The sequence below is a fragment of the Streptomyces sp. NPDC043854 genome, from assembly GCF_056436005.1.
Genome location: NZ_JBWKDK010000026.1, coordinates 57165 through 84025 on the forward strand (window position 1 = coordinate 57165; position 26861 = coordinate 84025).

The following is a 26861-nucleotide window of genomic DNA, read 5'->3' on the forward strand; positions in this document are numbered from 1 at the left end:
GTCAGGGACGGACGACTGCGGGTACGGCGCCCGGACCGGGTGATGGAAGCTGCCGCGGCCGCCGCCGAGACATCTCTGCATTACCCCGGACCGGACGCCGTACCCGGCGTCTCTCGACCCCTGAATCAACACCGGCCCCCACCGGTGTCACGCATCAGCGTAGAGCGGGGTGCGGCCCGCAGTTGGCCGAATAGCAGAAGTTTTCCGAGCGATTTTCCGGTTGGGGCCATCCCGAAGGGCCTCCGGTGTGGCCTGAATCGAGCGGTTCGCAGGTCGCGTAAGGGCCGTTCCGGCCCGGGAGGTGCTCCGGGCAGATGCACGGGGGACATTTCACTCGGCGTGTGCACGCCGGGCGCCCGCGCACTGCGCCTGCCCGCAGCGCTTCCGGGCGCGGGCGCGCTCCCCCGACGCCCGCCCGGCAAGGCACCGCGCCCCCCGCACGACGGGGTGCGGGGGGCGCGGCGGAAGCGGTGACGGCAGTGGCGCGGGCGGAGCCGGTGGAGCGGGCGGAGGCCCGGGCGCGGTGGGGCGGCCGCGGTGGGGCGCCCGCGGTGGGGCGGTCAGCCGCGCAGGGCGCGCGTGAAGTTCCAGGCGTCGGCGATGATGCCCTCGAGGTCGGGGCGGGACGGGGTCCAGCCGAGCTTCTCGTGCGCGGCCTTCGCGGAGGCGACGAGCACGGCCGGGTCGCCGGCCCGGCGCGGGGCGACGACCTCCGGGATGTCCTCGCCGGTGACCTTGCGGACGGCCTCGACGACCTCGCGGACCGAGAAGCCGTTGCCGTTGCCCAGGTTGCAGATCAGGTGCTCGCCCGCGGTAGCGGCGTCCAGGGCGGCCAGGTGGGCCTCCGCGAGGTCGGCGACGTGGATGTAGTCGCGCACGCAGGTGCCGTCCGGGGTCGGGTAGTCCTCGCCGAACACCGAGATCGACTCCCGCTCGCCCAGGGCGACCTGGAGCACCAGCGGGATCAGGTGCGTCTCGGGGTCGTGGCGCTCGCCGTACTGCCCGTACGCGCCGGCGACGTTGAAGTAGCGCAGCGACACCGCCGCGACGCCGTGGGCCGCGCACTCACCGGTGATCATGTGGTCCACGGCCAGCTTGGAGGCGCCGTACGGGTTGGTGGGGCGGGTGGCGGACTCCTCCGTCAGCAGGCTCTCGGTGGGCTCGCCATAGGTGGCGGCGGTGGAGGAGAACACCAGCTTGCGCACGCCGTGCGCGCGCATGGCGCCCAGCAGGGCGAGGGTGCCGCCGACGTTGTTGTCCCAGTACTTGGCCGGGTTCACGACGGACTCGCCAACCTGCGAGAACGCCGCGAAGTGCAGGACCGCGTCGTAGGAGGGGTCCAGGTACCGCTCGGCGTCCTGGATGCGGCCCTCGATGAAGGCGGCCCCGGCGGGGACGCCCTCGCGGAAGCCCGTGGAGAGGTCGTCGAGGACGGTGACCTCGTGTCCGGCCTCCAGCAGGTGCGCCGCGACGACGCTGCCGACGTATCCGGCGCCGCCGGTGACCATGTACTTAGAAGACGGCGTCTTGCTCACTGGCCTACTACCTCTCGCAGGGGAACGCACGCGCGACGGTGCACATGCCGGTCACTGACTTACCGGATTACGGGCTTCCGGGGAAATCGGCGTCGGTCCGCGGGAGTGCCGCCCGCTCCAGCAGGCCGGTCCGGGCGGCCAGCGCGGCCGCCTCCAGCCGCGAGCCGACGCCCAGCTTCATCAGCACCCGCTGCACGTGCGTGCGCGCCGTGCTCGGCGCGATCTCCATGCCCGCGGCGATGAGCCGGGTGTCCTCGCCCTCGGAGACCCGGACCAGCACCTCCACCTCGCGCGGGGTGAGCAGCCGCAGCAGCCGGCTGCCCTCGTCGTCGGGTGCGGCCGCCGGGTTGAGGAGCTCCGCGAACGCCCCTTGGAGCAGCTGCGGGGAGATCGCGGCCTCCCCGGCCCGGGCCTTCGCCAGCGCCCGCTCGACGCCCTCGATCCGCTCGTCCTGGCGTACGTACCCGCAGGCGCCGGCGGCGAAGGCGGCGGCGATCCCGCGCGGGCTCGGCACCGGACCGAGGACCACGACCGCGGTCTGCGGGCGCTCCCGTCTGATGCGGACGACGGGCTCGAAGACCCCCGGCTCGGCGGGGGTGGCCGTGCCCAGCAGGCAGACCTCCGGAGCGCGGCTGATGACCAGGTCGGCGGCGCCGGCGGCCGGTGCGGCCGCGGCGAGCACCCGGTGTCCGCGCAGTTTCAGGGCCGAGGCGAGCGCCTCGGCCAGCAGCCGGTGCTCGTCGACCACCATGACCCGTACGCCCATTGGGCCCCCACCCTCTCCCCTTCTGACCCGGCAAGCTACACGCTTGTTCGACGGCGTGCGGCGGATACGGCACAGAAGCCCCCGGAAGGCGGACCTTCCGGGGGCTTCCGGGGCTTCCGGCGGCTGCGGATACGGCCGGGGATCAGCTGGCGCTGAAGGACACGAACAGGTACTCCGGATCCTGCTTGTCGGAGTACGGCTTCTTCACGTTCGTGCGGGAGATGAAGAGCTTGCCGCCCCGGTACCGGAACTCGGAGTACTCGGGCGAGAATCCGGTCTCGGCGGTGCGGCTCGCCTTCTCCGCCGGGTTCTCCATGAGGAGGGTCTCCTTCATCGTCGTGCCGTCGATGGAGACGATCTGGCCGCCCTTGTCGTAGGGGGGCACCTTGTAGGCGATGATGTTCGACCCGTCCATGCGGAGCGGGAACATGGTGTACCGCTCACCGGCGTCGGCGCGGTCGCTGGTCTGCTTGCCGGTCTCCAGGTCGAAGGAGAGCAGCTCGTTGGTGCGGGCGATGGAGGAGTCCTTGCCCTGGTGCTCGACCGAGGGCAGGTAGACCTTGCCGTTGCCGACCACGATGTTGGTGCACTTCTCGACCTCGGTCGCCTTGCACTTGCCGCCGAAGTTGCCGGAGGCGAGCGAGATGCGCGCCTTCAGCTCGCCCTTGGGGTCGACGACGAACAGGTCGCTGATGCCGGTGGCGTTCTTGGCGGTGTCGCCGACGTCGGCGGCGACGACCAGCGGCTTGGTGGAGATGATCGAGGCCCACTCGATGCCCTCGGAGAGCTTGTACGAGGCCGTGGGCGCGCCGGTGGCCGGGTCCAGGCTCTGCGCGTACAGGGTCTGGTTGGGGTGGCGGCCGCACTTGCGGATGACGGCGAGGCCCTCGCCGCCCGCGTAGCCGGCGTCGTAGCAGCCCTGGGCGTCGGCCTTGGGCGTCCACAGCGGCTTGCCGTCGGCGAGGTTCCAGGCGGCGCCGCCGCTGGTGCCGGCCGCGGCGACGGTCTGGCCGCTGATCGTGACCTCGCCGAGCGGGGCGGGCTTGTCACCGGTGGCGCTGCCCTTGGCGTTGCCGGACCAGACGAGCTTGCCGGTGTTCAGGTCGATGACGCCGACCTCGGTGCACGGCGGGTACTTGTTCTCCGGCGTGGCCGCGGTCGGCTTGAACAGCACGGCCGTCTTGTTGTCGGTGATGTGCTTGGTCGCGCCGCAGACCTCGCCCGGGAAGGGCAGTTCCCACTTCTTGCCGCCGTCGACCAGGTTGTAGCCGACGACCTTGGACAGGTCGGTCTTGACGTAGGTGGAGTCGGTGAGCCAGGAGCCGGGAACGGAGGTGATCTCCTCCGGTGCGGGGCTCGGGTGGTTGTACAGCGGCCGCGACTTGGTGTTGGCGGGCACCTTCTCCGAGCCGGGCGTGCCGGCCGGGGCCTTGCTCGCACTGGCCGTGGGATTGGCGTCGGGCTCGTCGACGGGCCCGTTGTCGGAGGCGTACCAGAGGCCGCCGGCGACGATCAGGACGACGGCGAGCGCCGCCGCACCGATGATCATCATCTGGGTGCGCTTCTCACCGCCGCCCGTGCCGGACGGGCCCGGCTGGGGCTGGGCCGTCTGCATGGGGGCCGTGGGGGCGCTGTACGGGTTCGGGGCGGCGGGCCCCTGCTGCGGGTAGCCGTAGCCCTGTTGCGGGTAGCCGTAGGCGGGCTGCCCGGGCTGTGCCTGCGGCGGGACGGCCGGCCCGCCGGCGGGCACGGTCGGCGGCACGGCGGGCGGCGCGGCCGGCGGTGCGGCCGGCGGTGCGGCGGCCGGCTGCCGGGGGTCCGCCGGCGGCTGCGGGGCGGCGGCCGGGGGCTGCTGCGGCGGGACGGGCGGCGGCGGGGGCGTGCCGTAGCCCCCGGGCGGGGGATCCTGCGGCGCGCCGAAGCCGCCGGCGGGCGGCTGCTGAGGGGGCGGCGGGGTACTCATCGGTTGCTGTTGCCTCTCGTCGACTCGTTCACTTGCCGAAGACCATCAGGAGCTTCTCGTCCTTGCCCTGGGCGCGCAGGTGTACGACGGAGATGTAGAAGCGGCCGCCCGCGTAGTCGATCTGCGGGGTGTAGAAGGCGCTCTCGATCGGGGCGGCGGCGCCGGACGGGTGGCGCAGCAGGGCGGTGGGCGCGCCCCCGGCGGCCGGGACGGCGACGACCTCGCCGCCCTTGTCGGCCTCGGCGGACCGGTAGGCGATCAGCTGCCCGTTCTCGACCCTGATCGGGGTGAGGGTGCGGCTGTCGCCGGCCGGGGTGCGCCACTTGGCCTTGCCGGTGCCCAGGTCGAAGGCGACGATCTCGTTGGCCTTGCCGGACTCCGCGACGGTCGGCAGGTAGAGGGTGCCGCCGTCGACGACGCTGGTGCGGCAGACCTCGTAGGATCCCAGCGCCGCATGGTTGCACTCGGTCGCGAACTTGCCCTCGCCGCTCACGGTGGCGCGCTGCTTCCCGTCGGGTCCGAGGACCACGATGGAGCGCTCCTTCTTCTGCTCGTTGCCGATGTCGAGGACGATCGGGTCGAGGGAGTGGACGCTGGTGACCTTGTAGCCGTCGGGGAGCTGGTAGGTCCAGGTCTTCTTGCCGGTGACCGGGTCGGCGTCCGAGACCTCGTCCTTGCCGTCCTTGTCGTTGCAGCCGGCGATCGCGATCATCTTGTTGTGGTGGGCGACGTACGCGTCGGGCTTGCAGCCCTCGGCGGACCCGCTCCCGAACAGCTTGTCACCGGTGCTGATCTTGAAGGCGCTGGCGCTGCCGCTGCGGCTGACGGCGACGGTGTCGCCGGCCATCCCCAGGGTGGGGCTGGTCATGATGTCGAAGTGGCCCTCCTTGGGGATCTCCTTGGACCAGCCCTCCTTGCCCGTCTTCAGGTCGACCATCCGCATCCGGTTGCACAGGGCGCTTTCGGACTGGCTCTCCTTGTACAGGACGACGGTCTTGGCGTCGGCGGTGGTCTGCGGGGTGACGGAGCAGATCGGGGCGGGGAAGGCGAGTGTCCACTTCTCCTTGCCGTCGGCGGCCCCGTACGCGGTGAGGTTGTTCCACGCCCTCTTGACGACGGTCTCGCCGACGACCCACTGCCCTTCGGCGTCGACGCCCATGCCGGGGCCGTCGATCTTGGCGGTCTTGAGCCAGAGGACCTTGTCCTCGCCCTGCTTGCGGCCGGCGTTGAGGTCCTCGGCGGCCTGGGAGCCGTTGCCGCTGCCGTCGCCCTTGTCGGGGGTGCCGGAGGCCTCGGGGCCGGCGGGCGGGGAGCTCTGGGCGGCCGGCGCGTCCGGACCGTTCTCCCCGCCACCGGCGAGGAGGGCGTACCCGCCGGCGCCGAGGACGAGTACGCCGGCGACCGCGGCCGCGGCGATGACGGTGGTGCGGCGGCCCGGCCGGGTGCCGGGAACCCGGCCCTGGCCCGGGCCCTGGGGGGCGCCGGGCTGCGGCGGGAAGGCGTACGCGGGCTGCCCCGTCGGCGTGGTGGGAGGCTGCCCCATCGGGGTGGTGGGGGGCTGCGGCTGGGCGTACGGGTTGGATCCCTGCGGGGGCATGCCGTACGAGGGCTGCGGGGGACCGGGGAGGTGCCCGTAACCGTCCGGCGCAGGCGGCTGGTTCGGCGGCTGGGGCTGCTCGGTCATCAGCGCGTACCTTCGGCGTCGGGTGTGGGTGCGGGGAGATCACCTTTCTACCACTGCCGCCGCAACGGGACCGGGCCGGTCGCACCCCTGTTCCCAAGGGCGGACCGGCCCGTGACAGCGTCGTTATCAGGCCAGTCGGCCTCCGCGCCTGCGAACCGTCAGGCCTCCTCGGCCAGCTCCAGCCAGCGCATCTCCAACTCGTCCCGCTCCGACATGAGTTCGCGCAGCTCGGCGTCGAGCTTGGCCACCTTCGCGAAGTCCGTGGCGTTCTCGGCGATCTGGGCGTGCAGGTTGGTCTCGCGGTCGGCCATCTTGTTGAGTTGACGCTCGATCCGCTGGAGTTCCTTCTTCGCGGCGCGGGCGTCGCCGGCGGAGGTCGACTTCGGCGCGGCCGGGGCGGGCGCGGGCGCGGCCGCCTCGATCATCTTCTGGCGGCGCTCCAGGTACTCGTCGAGGCCGCGCGGCAGCATCCGCAGGGTGGCGTCGCCCAGCAGCGCCATCACCGTGTCGGTGGTGCGCTCGATGAAGAACCGGTCGTGCGAGATCACGATCATCGAGCCGGGCCAGCCGTCGAGGAGGTCCTCCAGCTGCGTGAGGGTCTCGATGTCCAGGTCGTTGGTGGGCTCGTCGAGGAAGAGCACGTTCGGCTCGTCCATCAGCAGCCGCAGGATCTGCAGGCGGCGCCGCTCACCGCCGGAGAGGTCGCCGACCGGCGTCCACTGCTTCTCCTTGGTGAAGCCGAACTGCTCGCACAGCTGACCGGCGGTCATCTCGCGGCCCTTGCCGAGGTCGACGCGGTCGCGGACGCGCTGCACGGCCTCCAGGACCCGCAGGGACGGGTCGAGTTCGCCGACCTCCTGGGAGAGGTACGCCAGCTTGACCGTCTTGCCGACGGTGACGGTGCCGGCCGCGGGCTGGACGTCGCCCTGGGTGCGGGCCGCCTCGGCCAGGGCGCGCAGCAGCGAGGTCTTGCCGGCGCCGTTGACGCCGACGAGGCCGATGCGGTCGCCGGGGCCGAGGTGCCAGGTGAGGTGCTTGAGCAGGGTCTTCGGCCCGGCCTGGACGGTGACGTTGTCCAGGTCGAACACGGTCTTGCCGAGGCGGGCGTTGGCGAAGCGCATCAGCTCGGAGGTGTCGCGCGGCGGCGGCACGTCCGCGATGAGGGCGTTGGCGGCCTCGATGCGGAACCGCGGCTTGGAGGTGCGGGCGGGGGCTCCGCGGCGCAGCCAGGCCAGCTCCTTGCGCATCAGGTTCTGCCGCTTGACCTCCTCGGTGGCGGCGATCCGCTCCCGCTCGGCGCGGGCGAAGACGTAGTCGCTGTAGCCGCCCTCGTACTCGTAGACGCTGCCGCGCTGGACGTCCCACATGCGGGTGCAGACCTGGTCGAGGAACCAGCGGTCGTGGGTGACGCAGACGAGGGAGGAGCGGCGCTGCCGGAGGTGCTCGGCCAGCCAGGAGATGCCTTCGACGTCGAGGTGGTTGGTGGGCTCGTCGAGGACGATGAGGTCCTGGTCCTCGATGAGCAGCTTGGCGAGGGCGATGCGGCGGCGCTCGCCGCCGGAGAGGGGGCCGATGACGGTGTCCAGGCCCCGGTCGAAGCCGGGCAGGTCCAGGCCGCCGAACAGGCCGGTCAGGACGTCGCGGATCTTCGCGTTGCCGGCCCACTCGTGGTCGGCCATGTCCTTGATGATCTCGTGGCGGATCGTCGTGGCGGGGTCGAGCGAGTCGTGCTGGGTGAGGACGCCCATGCGCAGGCCGCCGCTCTGGGTGACCCGGCCGCCGTCGGGCTCCTCCAGGCGGGCCAGGATCCGGATCAGGGTGGTCTTGCCGTCGCCGTTGCGGCCCACGACACCGATCCGGTCCCCCTCGGACACGCCGAGGGAGATGCCGTCGAGCAGGGTACGGGTGCCGTACACCTTGCTGACTGCCTCGACATTGACCAGATTGACGGCCATCAGACGCGCTCCAGGTGGGGTACCCCCGGACGGGGCCCGGGGGAGGGTGTGGATCAGCCCCTCAGCCTAACTCTCCGGGACGGGGCGGAGCGTTCCACCAGGTACCAGCCGCCGAGTGCCATGGCGATGGCGGCGGGCGCGGTGACGGGCAGTGCGACGAGGGTGGCGCTGTGGCCCTCGAAGAGGCCGCCGAGGCCGGTCATGGACAGGCCGAGGACGCCCAGCAGGGACAGGGTGATGCCGGCGGCGGCGCGCGGAGAGGAGCCGGCGGGGGCCGTGGCGGGGGCGCCGTCCGCCGCGGCCGGGGCGGGGGCGCCGTCCGCCGCGGCCGGGGCGGGGGCGCCGTCCGCCGCGGCCGGGGCGGGGGCGCCGTCCGCCGCGGCCGGGGCGGGGGTACGGGAGCGGGCAGGGGCGGGGGTGGGGGTGGGGGCGGGGGTGGGGGCGGGGGCGGGGGTTTCGAAGCGGCGGAAGGCGGCGACGAGCAGCCCGGTCAGCGCGGCGGCGAGCAGGAGCCGTACGGGCACCTGGGCCCACCAGGCGGCGGAGGCGGGCTCGGGCAGCCGCAGCCCGAGGGCGAGCTGGGCGGCGTACACGGCGAGCATGGCCGTGAGGTGCCACAGGAAGGCGGTCATGGCGATCCCGTTGGCGGCGACCACGCCCCGCCACACGCGGGGGCGGGCCAGCAGCCGCGCGGCGGGCGCCCCGAGCAGCTCGACGGCCCCGACGAGCCACAGCCCGTGGCAGAGCAGGGCGAGGGTGGGCGGCGCCATGTTCGACACCTTCTCGCCGGGCATCCCGACCATGGACAGCGGGTACGGCCCGTACGCGACGAGCAGCGCGGCGCCCGCGAGCCCGGCGGCGGCGAGGGCGGCGGGACGCAGGAGGCGGGTGCGGCCGGGGGTGCCGGGGCGGCGGCCGGGGGTGATGCGGCCGTCGGCGCGCAGGAAGCCGAGCTGGTGCACGGCGAGCCAGACGAAGGCGAAGTTCAGGAACTCCACGTAGGGCACGCCGGCCGCGAACCGGAGCAGGTCGACGGCTGCGGCGGCCGCGGCGAGCGCCGCGAAGGCGCCCCAGCCCCACCGCCGGTGCAGCCTGAGCAGGGGCGGGGTGAGGGCGACCATGGCGAGGTAGATGCCGATGAACCACAGCGGCTGGGTGACCAGCCTGAGGGCGGCTCCGGAGAGCCGGCCGTCCCCGCGGCCGGCGGCCTGGACGGCGAGCGCGGCAGCCGTCCAGACGAGGACGAAGACGAGGGTGGGCCGCAGCAGCCGCCGCAGCCGGGCCCGCAGGAACGCGGCGTAGACGCCCCGGCCGCCGGCCCTCCGCTCCAGCGAGCGGTACGACAGGGCGTGCGAGAACCCGCCGACGAAGAAGAACACCGGCATGATCTGCAGCACCCAGGTGAGCAGCTGGAGCTCCGGGACGAGGGCGAGCAGGTTCCCTATCCCGTCGCCGCTCACCGCGGCCATCAGCCAGTGCCCGAGCACGACGGTGGCCAGCGAGGCGACGCGCAGCAGATCGACGTACCGGTCCCGCGTCGCGGGGGTCGCCTCGGCCAGGTCCCGTGCACTCATGTCCATGCCGGTACGCTCCCGCGCGCCCGGGGCCCCGGACCAGAGCGCTGCTACTCATTTCCGGTCTGGGTACCGCCGTGCCCCGGGCGCGGATTCCGTCGGGAATCCAGGAGCTCAGGAGCTCAGGAGTTCGGGAGTTCGGGAGTTCGGGAGTTCAGGAGTTGTCCGCGGGTTCAGGAGTTGAGGACGGCCGCGACGATGGGGCCGGCCGCGTCGCCGCCGTGGCCGCCGGCCTCGACCATCGCGGCCGCGGCCATGTCGCCGCTGAAGCCGGTGAACCAGCTGTCGGGGCTGCCCGCGCCGTCGACCTCGGCCGAGCCGGTCTTCGCGCCCTTGTCGGAGCCGCGGACGGTGCCCATCACCTCGGCGGCGGTGCCGCTGGTGGCGGTCAGCTTCATCATCCGCACCACCTGCTGGGCCACCGCGGGCTTCATGCGGCGCTCGGCCCGGGCGATCGGGCGGCCGTCGAGGTCCGGTGCGACGATCACCGGCTGGTGGAACTGGCCGGCGCGGGCGGTGGCGGTGAGGGAGGCGACGTTGAGCGGGTTCATGGTGATCCGGCCCTGCCCGATGTAGGCCGCGGCGGCGGCCGCGCCCGTCGCCTCGGGGACCTTGCCGTCGGCGGAGCGGACGCCGGTCTTCCAGTCGAGTCCGATGCCGAAGACCTCGCGGGCCTCCTTCGACAGGGCCGCGTCGTCGCGGACGTCGTCGATCCGCTTGATGAAGGAGGTGTTGCAGGAGCGGGCGAAGCCGGTGGCGAAGGTGGCGTCGGCGGGCAGGTCGAAGTTGTTCAGGTTGTGGAAGGAACGGCCGCCCCAGGAGGCCTCCTTGGTGCACTCCGCCGGCTGGTCCGCCCCCGCCCTGCCGCGGTCGATCAGCATGGCCGCCGTCACGATCTTCATGGTCGAGCCGGGGGCGCGGGCGCCCTCCATGGCCGCGTTGAAGCCGTCCTTGCGGTGGTTCGCGATGGCCAGGACGTCTCCGCTGCTCGGCTTGACGGCGGCCACCGAGGCCTCGGGGTACCGGGCGACGGCCTTCTCCGCCGCGGCCTGGACCTTCGCGTCGAGCGTCGTCCGCAGCGTTCCGGGCTCTCCTTCGGCGAGGGTCAGCAGGGTGCGCTTCGGCGCGTCCTGAGCGGCCGGCTCGATCCACAGCTCGGCCCCGGCCCGGCCGCCGGCCTTGGCGCCGTAGGTCTGCCGCAGCTGGTCCAGGACCGGGCGCAGCGAGGGGTACTTCTCGGCGGTCAGCTCCTCGCCGTTGCGGTCGACGGCCTTGACCGGCGGGGTGGCGGGGGCGCCCGCGCGCAGCTTCTCGTCCTTGCCGAGCTGCGGGTGGATGACCGAGGGCTGCCAGTCGACGAGGGGCTTGCCGCTGGTCGGGCTGCGGACGACGGTCAGCTTGGAGTCGTAGGCGAGCGGTTTGCTCGCGCCCTCGTAGGTGATCTCCGCGGCGACGGTGAACGGGACGGTCGCCCCGGTCGCGGCGCCCGGTGTGATGACGGCCTTGGCCACGCGGGCCTGGTCCCGGTAGTCGGCCACCGCGGTCTGCGCCGCCTGCGCGTTGTTGGTCAGCCGGCCGGCTGCGGCCCCGTTCCCGGCGGCCCAGGCGTCGAGGAAGGCCTTGGCGGTGCGGGCGGCCTCCTGTTCGGTGATCGGGCCGCTGCCCTTCGCGGCCTGGGTGGTGGTGCCCTTGCCGTTGCCGCTGCCGGCGCTGTCGACCAGCGTGTAGGCCCCGTACCCGGCTCCGCCCAGCATCGCGAGGAACACCCCGCCGATGATGGCCCCCTTCGCAGCCCCGTTCACGTCACGTCCTCCCCGTCGGATCCCCCGGGCCCTGAACGCGTTCAAAGACCCCTCGGTACGGACCTTACGCGGCGTACGCGTGCTGTGCACATCTTGTTACTGGAGGGTGATATTCCGAAGGGCCGGCACCACCACGGCGCCGGCCCCTCGCAACACGTCCGCTACACGTCCGTCAGACCCAGGTGTCCAGCCACATGCGGCTGCGCCAGGAGTCCATCGGGATCGTCTCGCCCGTGTAGACCGGCCAGAAGTAGATGAAGTTCCAGATGATCAGCAGCACCAGCACGCCCGCCGCGATCGCGCCCAGCGCGCGCCTGCGCTCCGACGAGCCCGCCGGGCCCAGCAGCGCGCCCACCGTCATCGCCACCGCCAGGCACAGGTACGGGACGAAGACCACCGCGTAGAAGAAGAAGATGGTCCGCTCCTGGTAGTTGAACCAGGGCAGCAGGCCCGCACCCAGCGCGCACGCGATCGCGCCCGCCCGCCAGTCGCGGCGGAAGAACCACCGCCACAGCACGTACAGCAGCGCGAAGCAGCCCGCCCACCACAGCAGCGGCGTGCCCAGGGCCAGGACCTCGCGGGCGCACTTGCCCGCCTCCGTCGCCGGGCAGCCGTCCGTGCCGGGGTCGGGGGACTCGTAGAAGTACGAGACCGGGCGGCCCAGGACCAGCCAGCTCCACGGGTTCGACTCGTAGGTGTGCCCGGACGTCAGGCCCACGTGGAACTTGTAGACCTCGGTCTCGTAGTGCCACAGGCTGCGCAGCCACTCCGGCAGGAACGACAGGGCGCTGCCCTGGTCCTGCTTGGCGGCCCAGTCGCGGAAGTAGCCGCCCTTGCCGTCGTCCGGGCTGAGGATCCAGCCCGTCCAGGAGGCCACGTACACCGAGACCGCGACCGGCACCGTCGAGACGAACGCCGGCAGCGCGTCCCGGCGCAGCATCGCCGCGTACGGGGCACCCGCTCCCGCGGTGCGGCGCGCGGCCGCGTCCCAGAGCACCGTGAGCACACCGAAGAACGCGAGCGCGATCAGGCCGTTCCACTTGGTGCCGAAGGCCAGGCCCAGGCAGACGCCCGCCAGGATCCGGTACGGGCGCCAGCCCAGCCGGAGTGTCTCGGCGACGGCGGCGTCCGGTCTGGTGCGGCCCTCCGCGTCCACGGGCAGCGCGGCAGCGAGTCGGGCCCGGGCCCGGTCCCGGTCGACGAGCAGTGCCCCGAAGGCGGCCAGCACGAAGAACATCAGCACCAGGTCGAGGAGGGCGGCTCGGCTCATCACCAGGTGCAGGCCGTCCACCGCCAGCAGCGTGCCGGCCAGGCAGCCCAGGAAGGTGGAGCGGAACAGCCGGCGCCCGATCCGGCACAGCATCAGCACCGAAAGGGTGCCGAGCACGGCGGTCATGAACCGCCAGCCGAAGGGGTTGAAGCCGAACATCCACTCGCCGAGCCCGATCACCCACTTGCCCACCGGCGGGTGCACCACGTACCCGGGATCCACCGGCAGGGCGACCCCGTCGGGGTTGGCGAGGATCGACTTGTCGATGTCCTTGGGCCAGCTCGCCTCGTAGCCCTGCCGGATCGTGGCCCAGGCGTCCTTGGCGTAGTACGTCTCGTCGAATATCACCGCCTTCGGACTGCCCAGGTTCACGAACCGCAGCACCCCGGCGACCAGCGCCACCAGCACCGGCCCGGCCCACGCCAGCACGCGCTGCCAGGTGTCCGCTGCCGAGGCGGGGATCCCCAGCGCCGCCCACAGCTGCGCGGAGGGCCGGGCGTACGGGGGCACCAGGCGGGCGCGGACATCCGGCCGCCGTGCGCCGGCGGGCGGCGCGTAGCCGAAGCCGCGCAGGCGGCGCAGCCAGGTGGACGGCTGTTCTTCGCGCCCCGCGACCGGGGCGGGCGGGGCCCCCGCAGGGCTGGGCGGCGGCGTCGCGGTACTGGTCACCGGGTCATCGTAGGGAACGCGGCTGGGCGAACCCCAGTGCCGCAGACGGCCGGTGCCCGTGCCCGGCCGTACGGGCGGGGGCGGCCGGCCCGGCCGGAAGGGCCCGGCTGAGAGGATGGACGGGTGACGACTGACCAGCCCATCGGCTCCGAAACCCCCGCGCACCCCGCACACCCCGCCGCCTCCCGGGCCTCCGGCAGGGCCTCCGATTCCGGTGCGGGCGTGCTCGTGCTCGCCGGCACCCCGATCGGCGACCTCGCCGACGCCCCGCCCCGGCTGGCGGCCGAGCTGGAGCGGGCCGACGTGGTCGCCGCCGAGGACACCCGGCGGCTGCGCCGGCTGACCCAGGGCCTCGGCGTGCACACCGCCGGCCGCGTCGTGTCGTACTTCGAGGGCAACGAGTCGGCGCGCACCCCCGAGCTGGTGGAGGCGCTGCGGGACGGCAAGCGGGTGCTGCTGGTCACCGACGCCGGCATGCCGTCCGTCTCCGACCCCGGCTACCGGCTGGTCGCCGCCGCCGTGGAGCAGGACATCCGGGTCACCGCCGTCCCGGGCCCGTCGGCCGTGCTCACCGCGCTCGCCCTGTCCGGGCTGCCCGTCGACCGGTTCTGCTTCGAGGGCTTCCTGCCGCGCAAGGCCGGCGAGCGCCTCGGCCGGCTGCGCGAGGTCGGGGGCGAGCGCCGCACCCTCGTCTACTTCGAGGCCCCGCACCGGCTCGACGACACCCTCGCCGCCATGGCCGAGGTGTTCGGCCCCGACCGGCGGGCCGCCGTCTGCCGCGAGCTGACCAAGACGTACGAGGAGGTGAAGCGGGGCGGTCTCGGCGAGCTGGCCGCCTGGGCCGCCGAGGGCGTACGCGGGGAGATCACCATCGTGGTGGAGGGCGCCCCCGCCGCCGGCCCCGGCGATGTCGGCGCCGAGGAGCTGGTGCGCCGGGTGCGGGTGCGCGAGGAGGCGGGAGAGCGGCGGAAAGAAGCCATCGCGGCGGTCGCGGCCGAGGCCGGAGTACCCAAGCGGGAGGTCTTCGACGCGGTCGTCGCGGCAAAGAATGCGGCTGGAAACAGGCCGTGAGAAGGTAAAGAGCTAATCTGAAAAGCAAAGCTCAGACCGCGCACCGGGCGCTTTGGGCATGAGTCGCCCAAGGGCCGTCCAACAGTAGACATGGCCTGATGCGCTCCTGCCCGAAGAGGCGTCCACTGGCAATGGCACAGTGGAACAAGAGGAGCTGGCATGAGTGAGATCGCAGACACCTCGATACCCGTCCCCTCCCCGGCATCCCCGCCCCTGGCCCCCGGTGTGCGGACCGTGCACGAGGCCTATTCGTTCGCGTGCATGAGGTGCGGATTCGTCTGGGAGCAGGGCTACGAGATCGAGCACCACACCGACGGCCGGGGCCAGCCCTTCATCCTGTACCGGGTGCAGGGCGAGCGGGTGCCCTCGCCGCTGTCGAACCCGACCTGCCAGAACTGCGGCGGCCACGTGGTCCGGATCATGCGCGAGGGGCAGGTCTCGTCCGTGCTGGGCACGATCGACAAGCTCTGGCACCACCGCATCGCACCCGGGATCGCCGGCCCGGTGCCGGCCGGGGCGAACGAGCCGCGGCCCCCGAAGCCGCACGGCAAGCCGTCGCACGAGGGCCCCGGCCCGGTGCCGGTGGACGCCGAGCTGGAGCGCCGCGGACCGCTCGCCCGCCTGCTGCGGAAGCTGCGCCGGTCATAAGATCGGCCGTATGAGCCCTGCCAGCCCCTCCGCCTCCGCCACGGGCACCCGGAACGACCGGGACGCCCGGGACACCCCGCCGCCGCTGCCGGAACCGCTCCGCGTGGCGGTGGCGGATTCGCACACCCACCTGGACATGCAGTCCGGCACCGTCGAGGAGGGACTCGCCAAGGCCGCCTCGGTCGGGGTGACCGCCGTCGTGCAGGTGGGCTGCGACGTGAAGGGGTCCCGCTGGGCCGCCGAGACCGCCGCCGCGTACGAGAACGTCCACGCGGCGGTGGCCCTGCACCCGAACGAGGCCCCCCGCATCGTCCTCGGCGACCCCGACGGCTGGTCGCGCCAGGGCGCCCGGCCCGGGGGCGGCGAGGCCGCGCTCGACGAGGCACTGGCCGAGATCGAGGCGCTCGCCAAGCTCGACCACGTCAAGGCCGTCGGCGAGACCGGGCTGGACTACTTCCGCACCGGGCCCGAGGGCATGGCGGCGCAGGAGCGCTCCTTCCGCGCCCACATCGAGATCGCCAAGCGGCAGGGCAAGGCACTGGTCATCCACGACCGCGACGCCCACGCGGACGTGCTGCGCGTGCTCCGCGAGGAGGGCGCACCGGAGCGGACGATCTTCCACTGCTACTCCGGCGACGCCGACATGGCCCGGGAGTGCGCGGCCGCCGGCTACTACATGTCCTTCGCCGGGACCGTCACCTTCAAGAACGCCCAGCCGCTGCGGGACGCCCTCGCCGTGGCCCCGCTGGAGCTGGTCCTGGTCGAGACCGACGCCCCGTACCTCACGCCGGCGCCGTACCGCGGACGGCCCAACGCGCCGTACCTCATTCCGCTGACGGTACGGGCGATGGCCGCGGTGCGGGGCATCGACGAGGACGCGATGGCCACCGCCCTGGCGGCGAACACGGCCCGCGCCTTCGCCTACTGAGCCTCCCTCCGCCCCTGCACCTCCTCCGCCCCTCCGCCCCTGCACCCCCTCCTCCGCTCCGACACGCTGGGTAGCTGCACGAATTGGGAGAGTCACGACGGCTCCGCTAGGGTGCCGTGCCCGAAACCGAAGGCGGGCCGGACCAGTGGAGCGAGCGTCGTGAGCGAGAGTCCTTACACCGGGGTCTACGGGCCCGCCGCCGACCCCCGCCTCCCCTGGCCGCCCTACGCGGCCCGGCTCGCGGACCCGGCCGCGGAGCCGGCCGTCGCCCTGGCTCCCGGGCCCGGAGGAACCGCCCTCGCGACGCCGGCCGGGCCGATCCTGGACGGGGGCCCGGCCTGGCTGGCCGATCCGTGGCCGCGCCCGGATCCGGCCCCGCGCCACGGCACGGCCACAGCCCCCTGGTGGAACCCCGCAGCCGGAGCGGATCCGGGCGGCGGCCCCGGACGGGACCCCAGAGCGGCCCCGGGCGGCGGCGCCGGTCCGGCGGGGGCGGCGACGATGGAGGGCGGCCTTCCGGGGCCGCAGCGAGCGGGACGCCGGCGGAAGCCGCCGGAGGCGGCCGTCCCGGGGCGGCGGGCCCGCGGGCGCGCCGGGGCGGCGGAGGCCGCCGTCCCCGCGGCCCTGGCCGCCCTGGCCGTGGCCGCGCCCGGTACCGGCCGCCGCCGCGCGGGCGCGCCGCCCGACGGCCCGCCCGGGCCCGGCATCCCCGGCCCCGCCGCCCCCGGCACCGGCCGCCGGCGCCGCGCCCCCTCGCCGGACCATCGGGACGAGCGGGACGGCCGGGACGAGCCCGCCACCGCAGGCCCCGGCTTCGGGCCCGCACCCTGCCCCGGCCCCGTGCCCGGCCGCGTCGCGGCACCCGCCTCCTGGCGGCGGATCGTTCCGCAGGCGCTGGTCGTCGCCTTCCTCGCCGGCGGCACCTCCGCGTTCGTCGCCGCCGACAAGTCCGTCCGCCTCACCGTCGACGGGCAGTCCCGCACCCTCCACACCTTCGCCGGCGACGTCGGCGAGCTCCTCGCCTCCGAAGGCCTCGGCGTCGGCGCCCACGACCTCGTCGCCCCGGCCCGCGGGGCCGCCCTCGACGACGGCGACGAGGTCGTCGTCCGGTACGGCCGCCCCCTGCAGCTCACCCTCGACGGGCAGAGCCGCCAGGTGTGGACCACCGCCGACACCGTCGAGGGGGCCCTGCGCCAGTTCGGGATCCGCGTCGAGGGCGCCTACCTCTCCGCCCCCCGCACCGCGTCCGTCCCCCGCGCCGGCCTCACCCTCGCCGTCCGCACCGAACGCAGCATCACCTTCATGGCCGACGGCGGCGAGACCACCATCCGCACCAACGCCGCCACCGTCCAGGAGGCCCTCGGCCAGGCCGGCATCACCCTGAGCGGCCAGGACACCACCTCCGTCCCGCCCGACTCCTTCCCCCGCGACGGCCAGACCGTCACCGTGCTCCGCATCACCGGCACCCGCGAGGTCCACGAGGAGCGCATCCCGTTCGAGACCGAACGCGTCGAGGACGACTCCCTGTTCGCCGGCGCCGAGGTCGTCGAACGGCCCGGCCGCACCGGCACCCGGCGCGTCACGTACGTCCTGCGCACCGTCAACGGCGTCCGGCAGAGACCGCGCGAGGTCGCCGAGGAGACCGTCCGCGAGCCCGTCACCCAGCTCGTCAAGGTCGGTACGAAGCCGTTGCCGGCCTCCGTCGCCGGCGCGGACGGCCTCGACTGGCCGGCGCTGGCCCAGTGCGAGTCGGGCGGCCGGCCCGACGCGACCGACCCGTCGGGCACCTACGGCGGCCTGTACCAGTTCGACGTCCGCACCTGGCAGGCCCTCGGCGGCAGCGGGCGCCCGCAGGACGCCTCGGGTGCGGAGCAGACGTACCGGGCCAAGAAGCTGTACGTGCAGCGGGGGGCGAGTCCGTGGCCGCACTGCGGCCGTAGGCTTTACCGGTGAGCACCGCAGAGCAGCAGCCCGACAGAACCCCTGACGCCCTCCTCGGCGCGGCCGACATCCGCGAGCTGGCCGACGCCCTCGGCGTGCGCCCGACCAAGCAGAAGGGCCAGAACTTCGTCATCGACGCCAACACGGTGCGGCGCATCGTGCGCACCGCCGACGTCCGGCCCGACGACGTGGTCGTCGAGGTCGGGCCCGGCCTGGGCTCGCTGACGCTCGCGCTGCTGGAGGCCGCCGACCGGGTCACCGCCGTCGAGATCGACGACGTCCTCGCCGCGGCGCTGCCCGCCACGATCGCGGCGCGCATGCCGGAGCGCAGGGACCGCTTCGCGCTCGTCCACTCCGACGCCCTCCTCGTCGAGGAACTGCCGGGCCCGCCGCCCACCGCGCTCGTCGCGAACCTGCCGTACAACGTGGCCGTGCCGGTGCTGCTGACGATGCTGGACCGCTTCCCCAGCATCGAGCGGACCCTGGTCATGGTGCAGTCCGAGGTCGCCGACCGGCTGGCCGCCCGGCCCGGCAGCAAGGTGTACGGCGTCCCCTCGGTCAAGGCGAACTGGTACGCGGACGTGAAGCGGGCCGGGGCCATCGGCCGCAACGTGTTCTGGCCCGCCCCGAACGTGGACTCGGGCCTGGTGTCGCTCGTCCGCCGCACCGAGCCGGTCAAGACGACCGCCTCGAAGGCGGAGGTGTTCGCGGTCGTGGACGCGGCGTTCGCGCAGCGCCGCAAGACGCTGCGGGCCGCCCTGTCGGGCTGGGCCGGCTCGGCGGCGGGAGCCGAGGCCGCGCTCGTCGCCGCGGGGGTCTCGCCGCAGGCGCGCGGCGAGTCGCTGACGGTGGAGGAGTTCGCCGCGATCGCCGAACACAAGCCGGCCGACGCCGAACGGCCGGCCCTGTGAGCGCGGGCGTGACGGTACGCGTCCCGGCGAAGGTGAACGTACAGCTGGCGGTGGGCGCGGCCCGGCCCGACGGGTTCCACGACCTGGCGAACGTCTTCCTCGCGGTGTCGCTGTTCGACGAGGTGACGGTCACCCCGGCCGACGAGCTGACCGTGACCTGCTCGGGCCCCGACGCGGACCAGGTCCCCCTCGACCGCACCAACCTCGCGGCGCGGGCGGCACAGATCCTCGCGGCCCGCGCCGGCCGCTCCGACGCCGTCCACATCCACATCGCGAAGAACATCCCGGTGGCGGGCGGCATGGCCGGCGGCAGCGCGGACGGCGCCGGCGCACTGCTGGCCTGCGACCTGCTGTGGGGGCTGAACACGCCGACCGGGGAACTCCTGGACATCTGCGCGGAGCTGGGCAGCGACGTGCCGTTCAGCCTGATCGGCGGGGCGGCGCTCGGCACCGGGCGCGGCGAGCTGCTGACCCCGGTCGAGGCGGGCGCGTTCCACTGGGTCTTCGCGGTCGCCGAGGGCGGGCTGTCCACCCCGGCGGTGTTCCGCGAGTTCGACCGGCTGGCCGAGGGACGGGACATCCCCGAGCCGCAGGCCTCCCCCGCCCTGCTGGCGGCCCTCGCCTCCGGCGACCCGGACGCGCTGGCCGCGGCCCTGGCCAACGACCTCCAGCCGGCGGCGCTGTCCCTCCGCCCGGACCTGGCGCGCACCCTGGCCACCGGGGTGGAGGCCGGCGCCCTGGCGAGCCTGGTCTCGGGCTCCGGCCCGACGACGGCGTTCCTGGTACGGGACGAGGAGGCGGCGGCCAAGGTGGCCGCGGCCCTGGAAGCCTCGGGCACCTGCCGAGCCACCCGCACCACCACGAGCCCCGCCCCCGGCGCCACCGCTCTCCCCTGACCGGGGGGCTCCGCCCCGCCCCCGCCCCCGTGCCTCGAACGCCGGCGAGACTCTGGGCAAGGCTCCATGTACCGGCCGAGCCCGCCGAGCACGGGCCTCGGCCCCGCCCGGGACGGGTCCGGGCAGAGCCCGGGGAACGGGGGAAGGGCGGGCAGGGGAGCAGCCCCGCAGGGCCGCGCACACCGCCCGGCACGGCGGGCTCCCGCCCCGCCGGCTTCGGCCGCGGGCGCCCGGCCTCGGGATCACCCGCCCCCGGCATCACGCGGGCCCGGCGCTCTCGGCCGTGCCGCGGGGCAGCGGCGCCCCGGCGCCGTCGTGGGCAGGCGGCCCGACGGGGGTTACAGGCAGGTACGGAGGGCGCGGACCAGCGCCTGGGCCCGGGGGTCGGCGGTGACCGACTTGGCCAGGGCGTTGGTGACGTAGCCGAAGCCGATGCCGGCTTCGGGGTCCGCGAAGGCCAGGGATCCGCCGCGGCCCGGGTGGCCGAACGAGGCCGGGGAGAGCATCGGCGAGGCCGGGCTGTGCAGCATGTACCCCGGCCCGAAGCGGGTGTTCACCACCAGCACCCGGTCGGCGCCGGCCGAGAGTTCCCCGCCTGCCAGGGCCACCGTCTGCGGCGTGAACAGGCGCGCCCCGTCCTCGGTGTCGTCGAGCAGCGCCGCGTACAGCCCGGCAAGGGCACGGGCTGTGCCGATGCCCGCGGAGGCGGGGAGTTCGGCGGCCCGGTATTCGGGGGCGTTCTCGTCGGCGAGCGGGGTGATCGCGAGGAAGGCGCGGCGGGTCAGCGACTCCGGGTCGGCGTAGGCCTCGGAAACGTTTCGCCGCGGCCGCGTCCGCAGCGCCCCCGCCGACTCGGGCGGCTCGACGGCGCCGACCCGGCCGACCCGCCCGGACGCCGCCTCGGCCGCCGGCAGCCCGATCCAGAAGTCGAGCCCGAGCGGCCCGGTGACCTCCTGGGCGAGCCATTTGCCGAGCGAGGCGCCGGTGACCCGCAGCACCAGCTCGGACAGCAGCCAGCTGTAGGTCTGCGCGTGGTAGCCGTGTGCCGTGCCCGGCGCCCAGAACGCCTGCTGTTCGGCGACGGCCCGCGCCCCGGTCAGCCCGTCCGCGGCCTGCTGCGGTGTGAGCGGCACGTCCAGCGCCGGTACGCCGGCCCGGTGCGCGAGGAGGTCCCGGACCAGGGCCCGCTCCTTGCCGCCGGCCTTGAACTCCGGCCAATACGCGCCCACCGGCGCATCCAGGTCCAGCAGCCCGCGCTGGTGCAGCAGCAGCGGTACGACGGCGGCCACACCCTTGGTGGCCGAGCGGACGACCTGCGCCGTGCCCTCGCTCCACGGCGCGGCTTCGGCACCGGCACCGGCGTCCGGGCCGCCGTCCAGGCCGGCGTCCACGTCCCGCACGCCGGCCCACAGGTCGACGACCCGCCGGCCGTCCCGGTACACGGCCACCGCCGCGCCCCGGTCGCCGAGCACCTCGAAATTGCGTATGAAGGCGTCCCGGACGGCCTCGAAGCCCTCCGCCACCTGACCCTGGATGTTCACGAGCGGTGCAACCACCACGGGCTTGCGGTTATGCCACCGGCACCGAGCGCGGGTCGAAGCCGAAGGGCAGCTCCAGGCGGTGCTCGCGCATCAGCTCCTCGTCGCACAGCAGGTCCCGGGTGCGTCCGTCGGCGGCGATGACGCCCTCGCTGAGGACGACGGAGCGGGGGCACAGCTCGAGCGCGTACGGCAGGTCGTGGGTGACCATCAGCACGGTCACGTCGAGCGAGCGCAGGATGTCGGCGAGCTCGCGCCGCGATGCCGGGTCCAGGTTGGAGGAGGGCTCGTCGAGGACGAGGATCTCGGGCCGCATCGCGAGGACGGTGGCCACCGCGACGCGCCGCCGCTGCCCGAAGGACAGGTGGTGCGGCGGCCGGTCGGCGAAGCCGGCCATCCCGACCTGCTCCAGGGCGTCCTGGACCCGCTGTTCCAGCTCCGGTCCGCGCATTCCGGCCGCGGCCGGGCCGAAGGCCACGTCCTCCCGGACGGTCGGCATGAACAGCTGGTCGTCGGGGTCCTGGAAGACGATGCCGACCCGGCGCCGGATCTCGGCGAAGTTCCGCTTCTCCACGGGCAGGCCGGCGACGGCCACGGTGCCGACGCCGCCGCCGAGGATGCCGTTGAGGTGGAGGACCAGGGTGGTCTTGCCGGCGCCGTTGGGCCCGAGCAGGGCGACCCGCTCGCCGCGGCCGACGGTCAGGTCCACGCCGAAGAGGGCCTGGTGGCCGTCGGGGTAGGCGTAGGCGAGGCCGAGGACCTCCAGGGAAGGAGCTGCCGTCGAGGCGGGGGAAGCGGTCATACGGTCCATCCGATCACACAGACGGCGAGGGCCGCCGCCGGGAGTACGGCCGCCCGCGCCCATTGGCCGCGGGTGGCCACGACTTCGTCGATCACCGGCATGGATCCGGTGTAGCCGCGGCTGACCATCGCGAGGTGGACCCGTTCGCCGCGCTCGTAGGAGCGGATGAACAGGGCCCCGGCCGTCTTGGCCAGCACTCCCCAGTGCCGGACGCCGCGGGCTTCGAAGCCGCGGGAGCGCCGGGCGACGGACATGCGCCGCAGTTCCTCGGTGACCACGTCGCCGTAGCGGATCATGAAGGAGGCGATCTGCACCAGCAGCGGCGGCAGCTTCAGCCGCTGGAGGCCGAGCAGCAGCTCCCGCAGTTCGGTGGTCGAGGCGAGGATGACGGACGCGGCGACGCCGAGGGTGCCCTTGGCGAGCACGTTCCAGGCGCCCCACAGGCCGGAGACGCTCAGGGACAGCCCGAACACCTCGGTCCGCTCGCCCTCCGCCACGAACGGCATGAGCACGGCGAAGAGGACGAACGGGACCTCGATCAGCATCCGGCGCAGCAGGACGCCCGCCGGGATCCGGGCCGCGGCGGCGACGGCCGCGACGAGGACCGCGTACAGGCCGAAGGCCCACACCGCCTCGCGCGGTGTGGACACGACGACCAGGACGAACGCGAAGACCCCGGCGATCTTGCAGTGCGGCGGCAGCGCGTGGACGGGCGAGTCCGCGTGCCGGTAGAGCCGGTGGGCGTGGCCCGCTCCCATGTCAGCCGGCCGAGGGGGTGGGGGCGGCGGCCTGCGCGGGGGCGTCGGCGCGGCGCCGGCGCACGGCCCAGAAGACGCCGGTGCCGACGGCGACGGTGGCGCCGACGCCGATCACGCCGGCGAGGCCGCCGGAGAGGCGGGCGTTCCCGACGTCCTTGACGCCGTAGTCGGCGAGGGGGGAGCCGGCTGCGGCGTGCTCGCGGACGTTCTGGTCGATGCCCTGGTCGGCGGCGACCTTCTCCAGGCCGTCGGGGTCGGCGGAGGCGTAGAAGGAGACGACGCCGGCCAGGACGAGGGCGGTGGCGAGGCCCGCGCCCCACACCTTCTTCGTCGAACGGGCGGCGGCGGCAGCGGGCGCGGCCGGGGCGGCGGTGGTCTGCGCCGGGGCGTCAACGAGCTCGCCGCCGACGCGCAGCTTCAGCGGCACCGTCAGCCCGCGCGCCCCGTGGACCAGGTCCGGCCGTACGGCGAGGACGGCGCCCACGGTCGCGGCGGTGATGGCCGCCTCGCCGATGCCGATGAGGACGTGCACGCCCAGCATGGCGGTGAGCACCTTGCCGATCGGGACGTCGGTGGTGCCGCCGACGGCGTACATGAGGGTGAAGGCGGCGGCGGAGGCGGGGACCGAGACGAGTGCCCCGGCGAAGGCGGCGACGGTGACGGAGCGCCGGGTGCGGGGCAGGAGCCGGGCCAGGCCGCGGAAGACGGCGTAGGCGACGAGGACGGTCACGACGGCCATGTTGACGACGTTCACGCCGAGGGCGGTGAGCCCGCCGTCGGCGAACAGGACGCTCTGCATGAGCAGGACGACGGACACGCAGAGCACGCCGGTCCAGGGCCCGACGAGTATCGCGGCGAGCGCCCCGCCCAGCAGGTGCCCGCTGGTGCCGGCGGCGACGGGGAAGTTCAGCATCTGGACGGCGAAGATGAAGGCGGCGACGAGTCCGGCGAGCGGGGCGGTGCGCTCGTCGAGCTCGCGGCGGGCGCCGCGGAGGCTGACGGCGACCGCGCCGGCGGCGGCGGCGCCGGCGGCGAGGGAGACGGGGGCGTCGATGAATCCGTCGGGCACGTGCATGAGGCTGGCTCCGCTTCCTGCGGTCCTTGAGCTGACAAAATCTTTATCCGCTCAAGAATAGGGCCTAGTTGCAAACCGCTGGCAAGAGCGGCGTCACCACAGATACTTGTTCGCAGCTTCGTCGGAATGTGCGAGGCTGAAGGGAATACGGACTGCTTCGTTCCGATTCGAGGAGTCTTGTCGATGTCTGCCACCGCCGAGAATCCCTCCGGGCCCGCCACCGCCACGGCCGGCACCGCCACCACGACCGCCGCTGTCGCCGTCGCTGCCGTCGAGGAGCGCGTCACCGCCCGCGTGATCAGCGACGATCCGCTCTACCGGAAGATCCCCGTCGCCCTGCGGTTCGCCCCCGCCGAGCCGCTCGCCGTGCGGATCGTCTTCCCCGCGGGCCTCTCCCCCGAGGGCACCGACAACGAGTGGGTCTTCCCGCGGGCCCTGCTGGAGGCCGGGCTCCAAGCCCCGAGCGGGACCGGCGACGTGCGCGTCTGGCCCTGCGGCCGCGTCCAGGCGGTCGTGGAGTTCCACTCCCCGGAGGGGGTGGCGGTCATCCAGTTCGACAGCGCCGCGCTGCGCCGCTTCCTGCGCCGTACGTACGCCCCCGCCACCCGGTCGGCGTAACGGGCCGCCCCGGGCCGGAACGCGCGGAGGCCCGGCCCCGCTCCCGGCGATCCCATCGGATCGACCGGGTGCGGTGCCGGGCCTCGCGGTGCCGGTAGCAGTACCCGTACCGGTGTTCGGCGCCGGTCGGGCGTTGACCGGCTCGCAGTCAGGCGTTGACCAGGTCGCGGTCCCTGCCCGGGCCCTCCGCGGAGCCGGCGGCCTCGAGGTGCTTGCGCAGGGTCTCGCCCTCCACGTCCACGTTCGGCAGCAGCCGGTCCAGCCAGCGCGGCAGCCACCAGGCCCGGTGGCCGAGCAGGGCGAGCACCGCCGGGACGATGGCCATGCGGACGATGAAGGCGTCGAAGAAGACGGCGACGGCCAGGCCGAAGCCGATCATCTTCACCATCTGCTCGCTGGCGCCGATGAACCCGGCAAACACCGCGATCATGATCACCGCGGCGGCGACGACCACCCGGGCGCTGTACTGGAAGCCGGTCACGACGGCCTGGCCCGGGCGCTCGCCGTGGACGTACGCCTCACGCATCCGGGTGACGAGGAAGACCTCGTAGTCCATGGCCAGGCCGAAGACGACGCCCACCATGAAGATCGGCATCATGCTCATGATCGGGCCGGTCTGCTCCACCCCGAAGACCGAGCCGAGCCAGCCCCACTGGAAGACCGCGACGACGGCGCCGAGGGCTGCGACGACGGACAGCAGGAAGCCGAGGGCCGCCTTGAGCGGGACCAGGACGGAGCGGAAGACGACCATCAGCAGCAGGAAGGCGAGGCCGACGACGAGCGCCAGGTAGGGCGGCAGCGCCTCGTCCATCTTCTGCGAGAAGTCGATGTTCATCGCGGTCGCGCCGGTGACGAGGACGTCGTCCCCACTGCTGTCGCGGATCTCGCGGACGAGGGCCTCGGTCTGCGTGGAGGACGGGCGGTCCTTCGGGATGACGGTGATCACGGCGGCGGTGCCGTCCTGGTTGGGCGTCGGCGGGGTGACCACGGCCACGCCCTCCAGGCCCTTGATCCGCTCCCCGGTCTCGTCGGCGAGCTTCCTGCCGCCGTCGACGACCACCAGGAGCGGCCCGTTGAAGCCGGGGCCGAAGCCCTCCGACAGCAGGTCGTACGCCCTGCGCTGGGTGGTGGAGACCGGCTGGGAGCCGTCGTCGGGCAGGCCCATCTCCAGCTTGCCCGCCGGGACCGCGATCGCGCCGAGCCCGATCACGCCGAGGAGGAGGACGATCACCGGGCGGCGCAGCACGAAGCGGGCCCAGCGGGTGCCGACGTTCGCCTTGGGCTCGGCGCCGGCCGGGCGGCCCTTGCCGAACAGCCTGCTCTTCGTGCCCGCGGGCAGCACCTTCCTGCCGGCGAAGCCCAGGATGGACGGGACCAGCGTCAGGGCGACGAGGACGGCGATGACCACGGTGCCCGCGGCCGCGAGGCCCATCTTGGTCAGCATCGGGATGTCGGCCACGGCGAGGCCCACCAGGGCGATGACCACGGTCAGGCCGGCGAAGACGACGGCGGAGCCGGCGGTGCCGACGGCCCGGCCCGCGGCCTCGTCCCGCTCGTGGCCCTCGGCGAGCTCCACGCGGTAGCGGGAGACGATGAAGAGGGCGTAGTCGATGCCGACGGCGAGGCCGATCATCATCGCGAGGGTGGAGGTGGTGGTGCCGAGGTCCAGCACGTTGGCGAGCGCGGTGATGGTGGAGACGCCGATGCCGACGCCGATCAGCGCGGTCAGCAGCGGCAGCCCGGCCGCGACCAGCGAGCCGAAGGTGATGACCAGCACGATCGCGGCGACCACGATGCCGATGACCTCGCCGGAGCCGGTCTCGGGGGCCGCCATCAGGGCGTCGCCGCCGATCTCGACGGTCAGCCCGGCGGCCTTGGCCGCGGTGCCGGACTCGGTGAGCGCCTCGCGCGTGTCGTCCTTCAGCTCCATGCCGCTGACGGTGTACTTGACGCTCACGTAGGCGGTGGAGCCGTCCTGGCTGACGGCCTGCACCTGGAAGGGGTCGGCGACCGAGGCGATCTGGGTCTTGCCCGGGCCTTCCTGGAGGCCGGAGACGATCTTCTCGACCTGGGCCTTGTTCGCCTCGTCGGTGATCTTGGCGCCCTGCGGCGCCTTGATGACGATACGGGCGGAGGCGCCGTCGGCGGACATGCCCGGGAACTTCTCGTCGAGCAGGTCGAAGGCCTTCTGGGCCTCCGTGCCGGGCATCGAGAACGAGCCGGAGGTGGGCGCGCCGGCCGACGCCGCGCCGAAGCCGGCGGCGAACAGCAGCGCCACCCATATGAGGGCGACGAGGCCGCGGCGCCGGAAGGCGCCCCGGCCGAGACGGTAGAGGAAGGTGGCCACGGAGGCGGTCTCCCGTTCTGGTCGTGGGATGTATCCGAGTACGGATCAGGGCGTGGGGAGCCGGCCCGACGACGAGAGCGGCGTGTCAGGAGCAGCAGGAACGGTGCGCG

Annotated in this window: 20 protein-coding genes; 7 read left to right on the top strand and 13 right to left on the bottom strand. The window is 74.0% G+C overall.

All coding sequences use genetic code 11. The features are described from left to right. Window positions 1-560 precede the first annotated feature (560 nt). The 8 genes from galE to AC068A_RS23255 form a co-directional block, all read right to left on the bottom strand. Window positions 561-1508, bottom strand: coding sequence for a UDP-glucose 4-epimerase GalE (gene galE / locus AC068A_RS23220; protein ID WP_478587807.1), 948 nt, complete (start codon window positions 1506-1508; stop codon window positions 561-563). A gap of 94 nt (window positions 1509-1602) precedes the next feature. After that, window positions 1603-2301: a response regulator transcription factor gene (locus AC068A_RS23225; RefSeq protein ID WP_478587730.1), complete on the bottom strand. Its 699-nt coding sequence runs from the start codon at window positions 2299-2301 to the stop codon at window positions 1603-1605. 142 nt (window positions 2302-2443) lie between these two features. Continuing rightward, complete coding sequence (locus AC068A_RS23230) at window positions 2444-4264, bottom strand: outer membrane protein assembly factor BamB family protein (RefSeq protein ID WP_478587731.1); 1821 nt, start codon at window positions 4262-4264, stop codon at window positions 2444-2446. A 28-nt stretch (window positions 4265-4292) separates the two neighbouring features. Beyond that, window positions 4293-5948 (bottom strand): outer membrane protein assembly factor BamB family protein, encoded by a 1656-nt coding sequence (locus tag AC068A_RS23235; RefSeq protein WP_478587733.1) that lies wholly within the window; start codon window positions 5946-5948, stop codon window positions 4293-4295. A gap of 158 nt (window positions 5949-6106) precedes the next feature. Continuing rightward, entirely contained in the window at window positions 6107-7903 is a 1797-nt protein-coding gene (locus tag AC068A_RS23240) for an ABC-F family ATP-binding cassette domain-containing protein (RefSeq protein WP_478587735.1), read from the bottom strand. 53 nt (window positions 7904-7956) lie between these two features. Next, window positions 7957-9483, bottom strand: a complete 1527-nt coding sequence (locus tag AC068A_RS23245) for an acyltransferase family protein (RefSeq protein WP_478587737.1) — start codon at window positions 9481-9483, stop codon at window positions 7957-7959. A 167-nt stretch (window positions 9484-9650) separates the two neighbouring features. After that, window positions 9651-11279 (bottom strand): penicillin-binding transpeptidase domain-containing protein, encoded by a 1629-nt coding sequence (locus AC068A_RS23250; RefSeq protein WP_478587738.1) that lies wholly within the window; start codon window positions 11277-11279, stop codon window positions 9651-9653. A 172-nt stretch (window positions 11280-11451) separates the two neighbouring features. Next, entirely contained in the window at window positions 11452-13218 is a 1767-nt protein-coding gene (locus AC068A_RS23255) for a dolichyl-phosphate-mannose--protein mannosyltransferase (protein WP_478587740.1), read from the bottom strand. 222 nt (window positions 13219-13440) lie between these two features. Between AC068A_RS23255 and rsmI the strand changes: the two genes are divergently transcribed. From rsmI to AC068A_RS23285, 6 genes are all read left to right on the top strand, one after another. Continuing rightward, window positions 13441-14289: a 16S rRNA (cytidine(1402)-2'-O)-methyltransferase gene (gene rsmI / locus AC068A_RS23260; RefSeq protein WP_478587809.1), complete on the top strand. Its 849-nt coding sequence runs from the start codon at window positions 13441-13443 to the stop codon at window positions 14287-14289. A gap of 159 nt (window positions 14290-14448) precedes the next feature. Continuing rightward, window positions 14449-14937, top strand: coding sequence for a hypothetical protein (locus AC068A_RS23265; protein ID WP_478587742.1), 489 nt, complete (start codon window positions 14449-14451; stop codon window positions 14935-14937). 10 nt (window positions 14938-14947) lie between these two features. Next, window positions 14948-15865, top strand: a complete 918-nt coding sequence (locus AC068A_RS23270; RefSeq protein WP_478587744.1) for a TatD family hydrolase — start codon at window positions 14948-14950, stop codon at window positions 15863-15865. Between the two features lie 159 nt (window positions 15866-16024). After that, window positions 16025-17818, top strand: coding sequence for a ubiquitin-like domain-containing protein (locus tag AC068A_RS23275; RefSeq protein WP_478587746.1), 1794 nt, complete (start codon window positions 16025-16027; stop codon window positions 17816-17818). Beyond that, window positions 17815-18717, top strand: a complete 903-nt coding sequence (gene rsmA / locus AC068A_RS23280) for a 16S rRNA (adenine(1518)-N(6)/adenine(1519)-N(6))-dimethyltransferase RsmA (protein WP_478587748.1) — start codon at window positions 17815-17817, stop codon at window positions 18715-18717. Before AC068A_RS23275 ends, rsmA begins: the two co-directional genes overlap by 4 nt. Then, a complete protein-coding gene (locus AC068A_RS23285; RefSeq protein WP_478587750.1) occupies window positions 18714-19613 on the top strand; it encodes a 4-(cytidine 5'-diphospho)-2-C-methyl-D-erythritol kinase in 900 nt (299 codons plus the stop codon). Before rsmA ends, AC068A_RS23285 begins: the two co-directional genes overlap by 4 nt. Before the next feature lie 338 nt (window positions 19614-19951). On the opposite strand, the gene AC068A_RS23290 is transcribed toward AC068A_RS23285, so the two are convergent. The 4 genes from AC068A_RS23290 to AC068A_RS23305 are packed head-to-tail and all read right to left on the bottom strand — an operon-like array spanning window position 19952 to window position 23786. Then, window positions 19952-21154 carry a serine hydrolase domain-containing protein gene (locus AC068A_RS23290; protein WP_478587810.1) on the bottom strand — a complete coding sequence of 401 codons (1203 nt, stop codon included), beginning with the start codon at window positions 21152-21154 and terminating at the stop codon, window positions 19952-19954. Window positions 21155-21182: 28 nt separating this feature from the next. Further along, window positions 21183-21962 (bottom strand): energy-coupling factor ABC transporter ATP-binding protein, encoded by a 780-nt coding sequence (locus AC068A_RS23295; protein WP_478587752.1) that lies wholly within the window; start codon window positions 21960-21962, stop codon window positions 21183-21185. Further along, window positions 21950-22711: a cobalt ECF transporter T component CbiQ gene (cbiQ, locus tag AC068A_RS23300; protein ID WP_478587753.1), complete on the bottom strand. Its 762-nt coding sequence runs from the start codon at window positions 22709-22711 to the stop codon at window positions 21950-21952. Before cbiQ ends, AC068A_RS23295 begins: the two co-directional genes overlap by 13 nt. A 1-nt stretch (window position 22712) precedes the next feature. Beyond that, on the bottom strand, window positions 22713-23786 hold the full coding sequence (locus AC068A_RS23305; RefSeq protein ID WP_478587754.1) for an energy-coupling factor ABC transporter permease: 1074 nt from the start codon (window positions 23784-23786) through the stop codon (window positions 22713-22715). Between the two features lie 183 nt (window positions 23787-23969). Here AC068A_RS23305 and AC068A_RS23310 point away from each other — a divergent pair, with 183 nt between their 5' ends. Next, window positions 23970-24404 (top strand): SsgA family sporulation/cell division regulator, encoded by a 435-nt coding sequence (locus AC068A_RS23310; RefSeq protein WP_478587756.1) that lies wholly within the window; start codon window positions 23970-23972, stop codon window positions 24402-24404. A 148-nt stretch (window positions 24405-24552) separates the two neighbouring features. Here the strand turns inward: AC068A_RS23310 and AC068A_RS23315 are convergent, their stop codons facing one another. Then, a complete protein-coding gene (locus AC068A_RS23315) occupies window positions 24553-26751 on the bottom strand; it encodes an MMPL family transporter (RefSeq protein WP_478587758.1) in 2199 nt (732 codons plus the stop codon). Window positions 26752-26861: the final 110 nt, after the last annotated feature.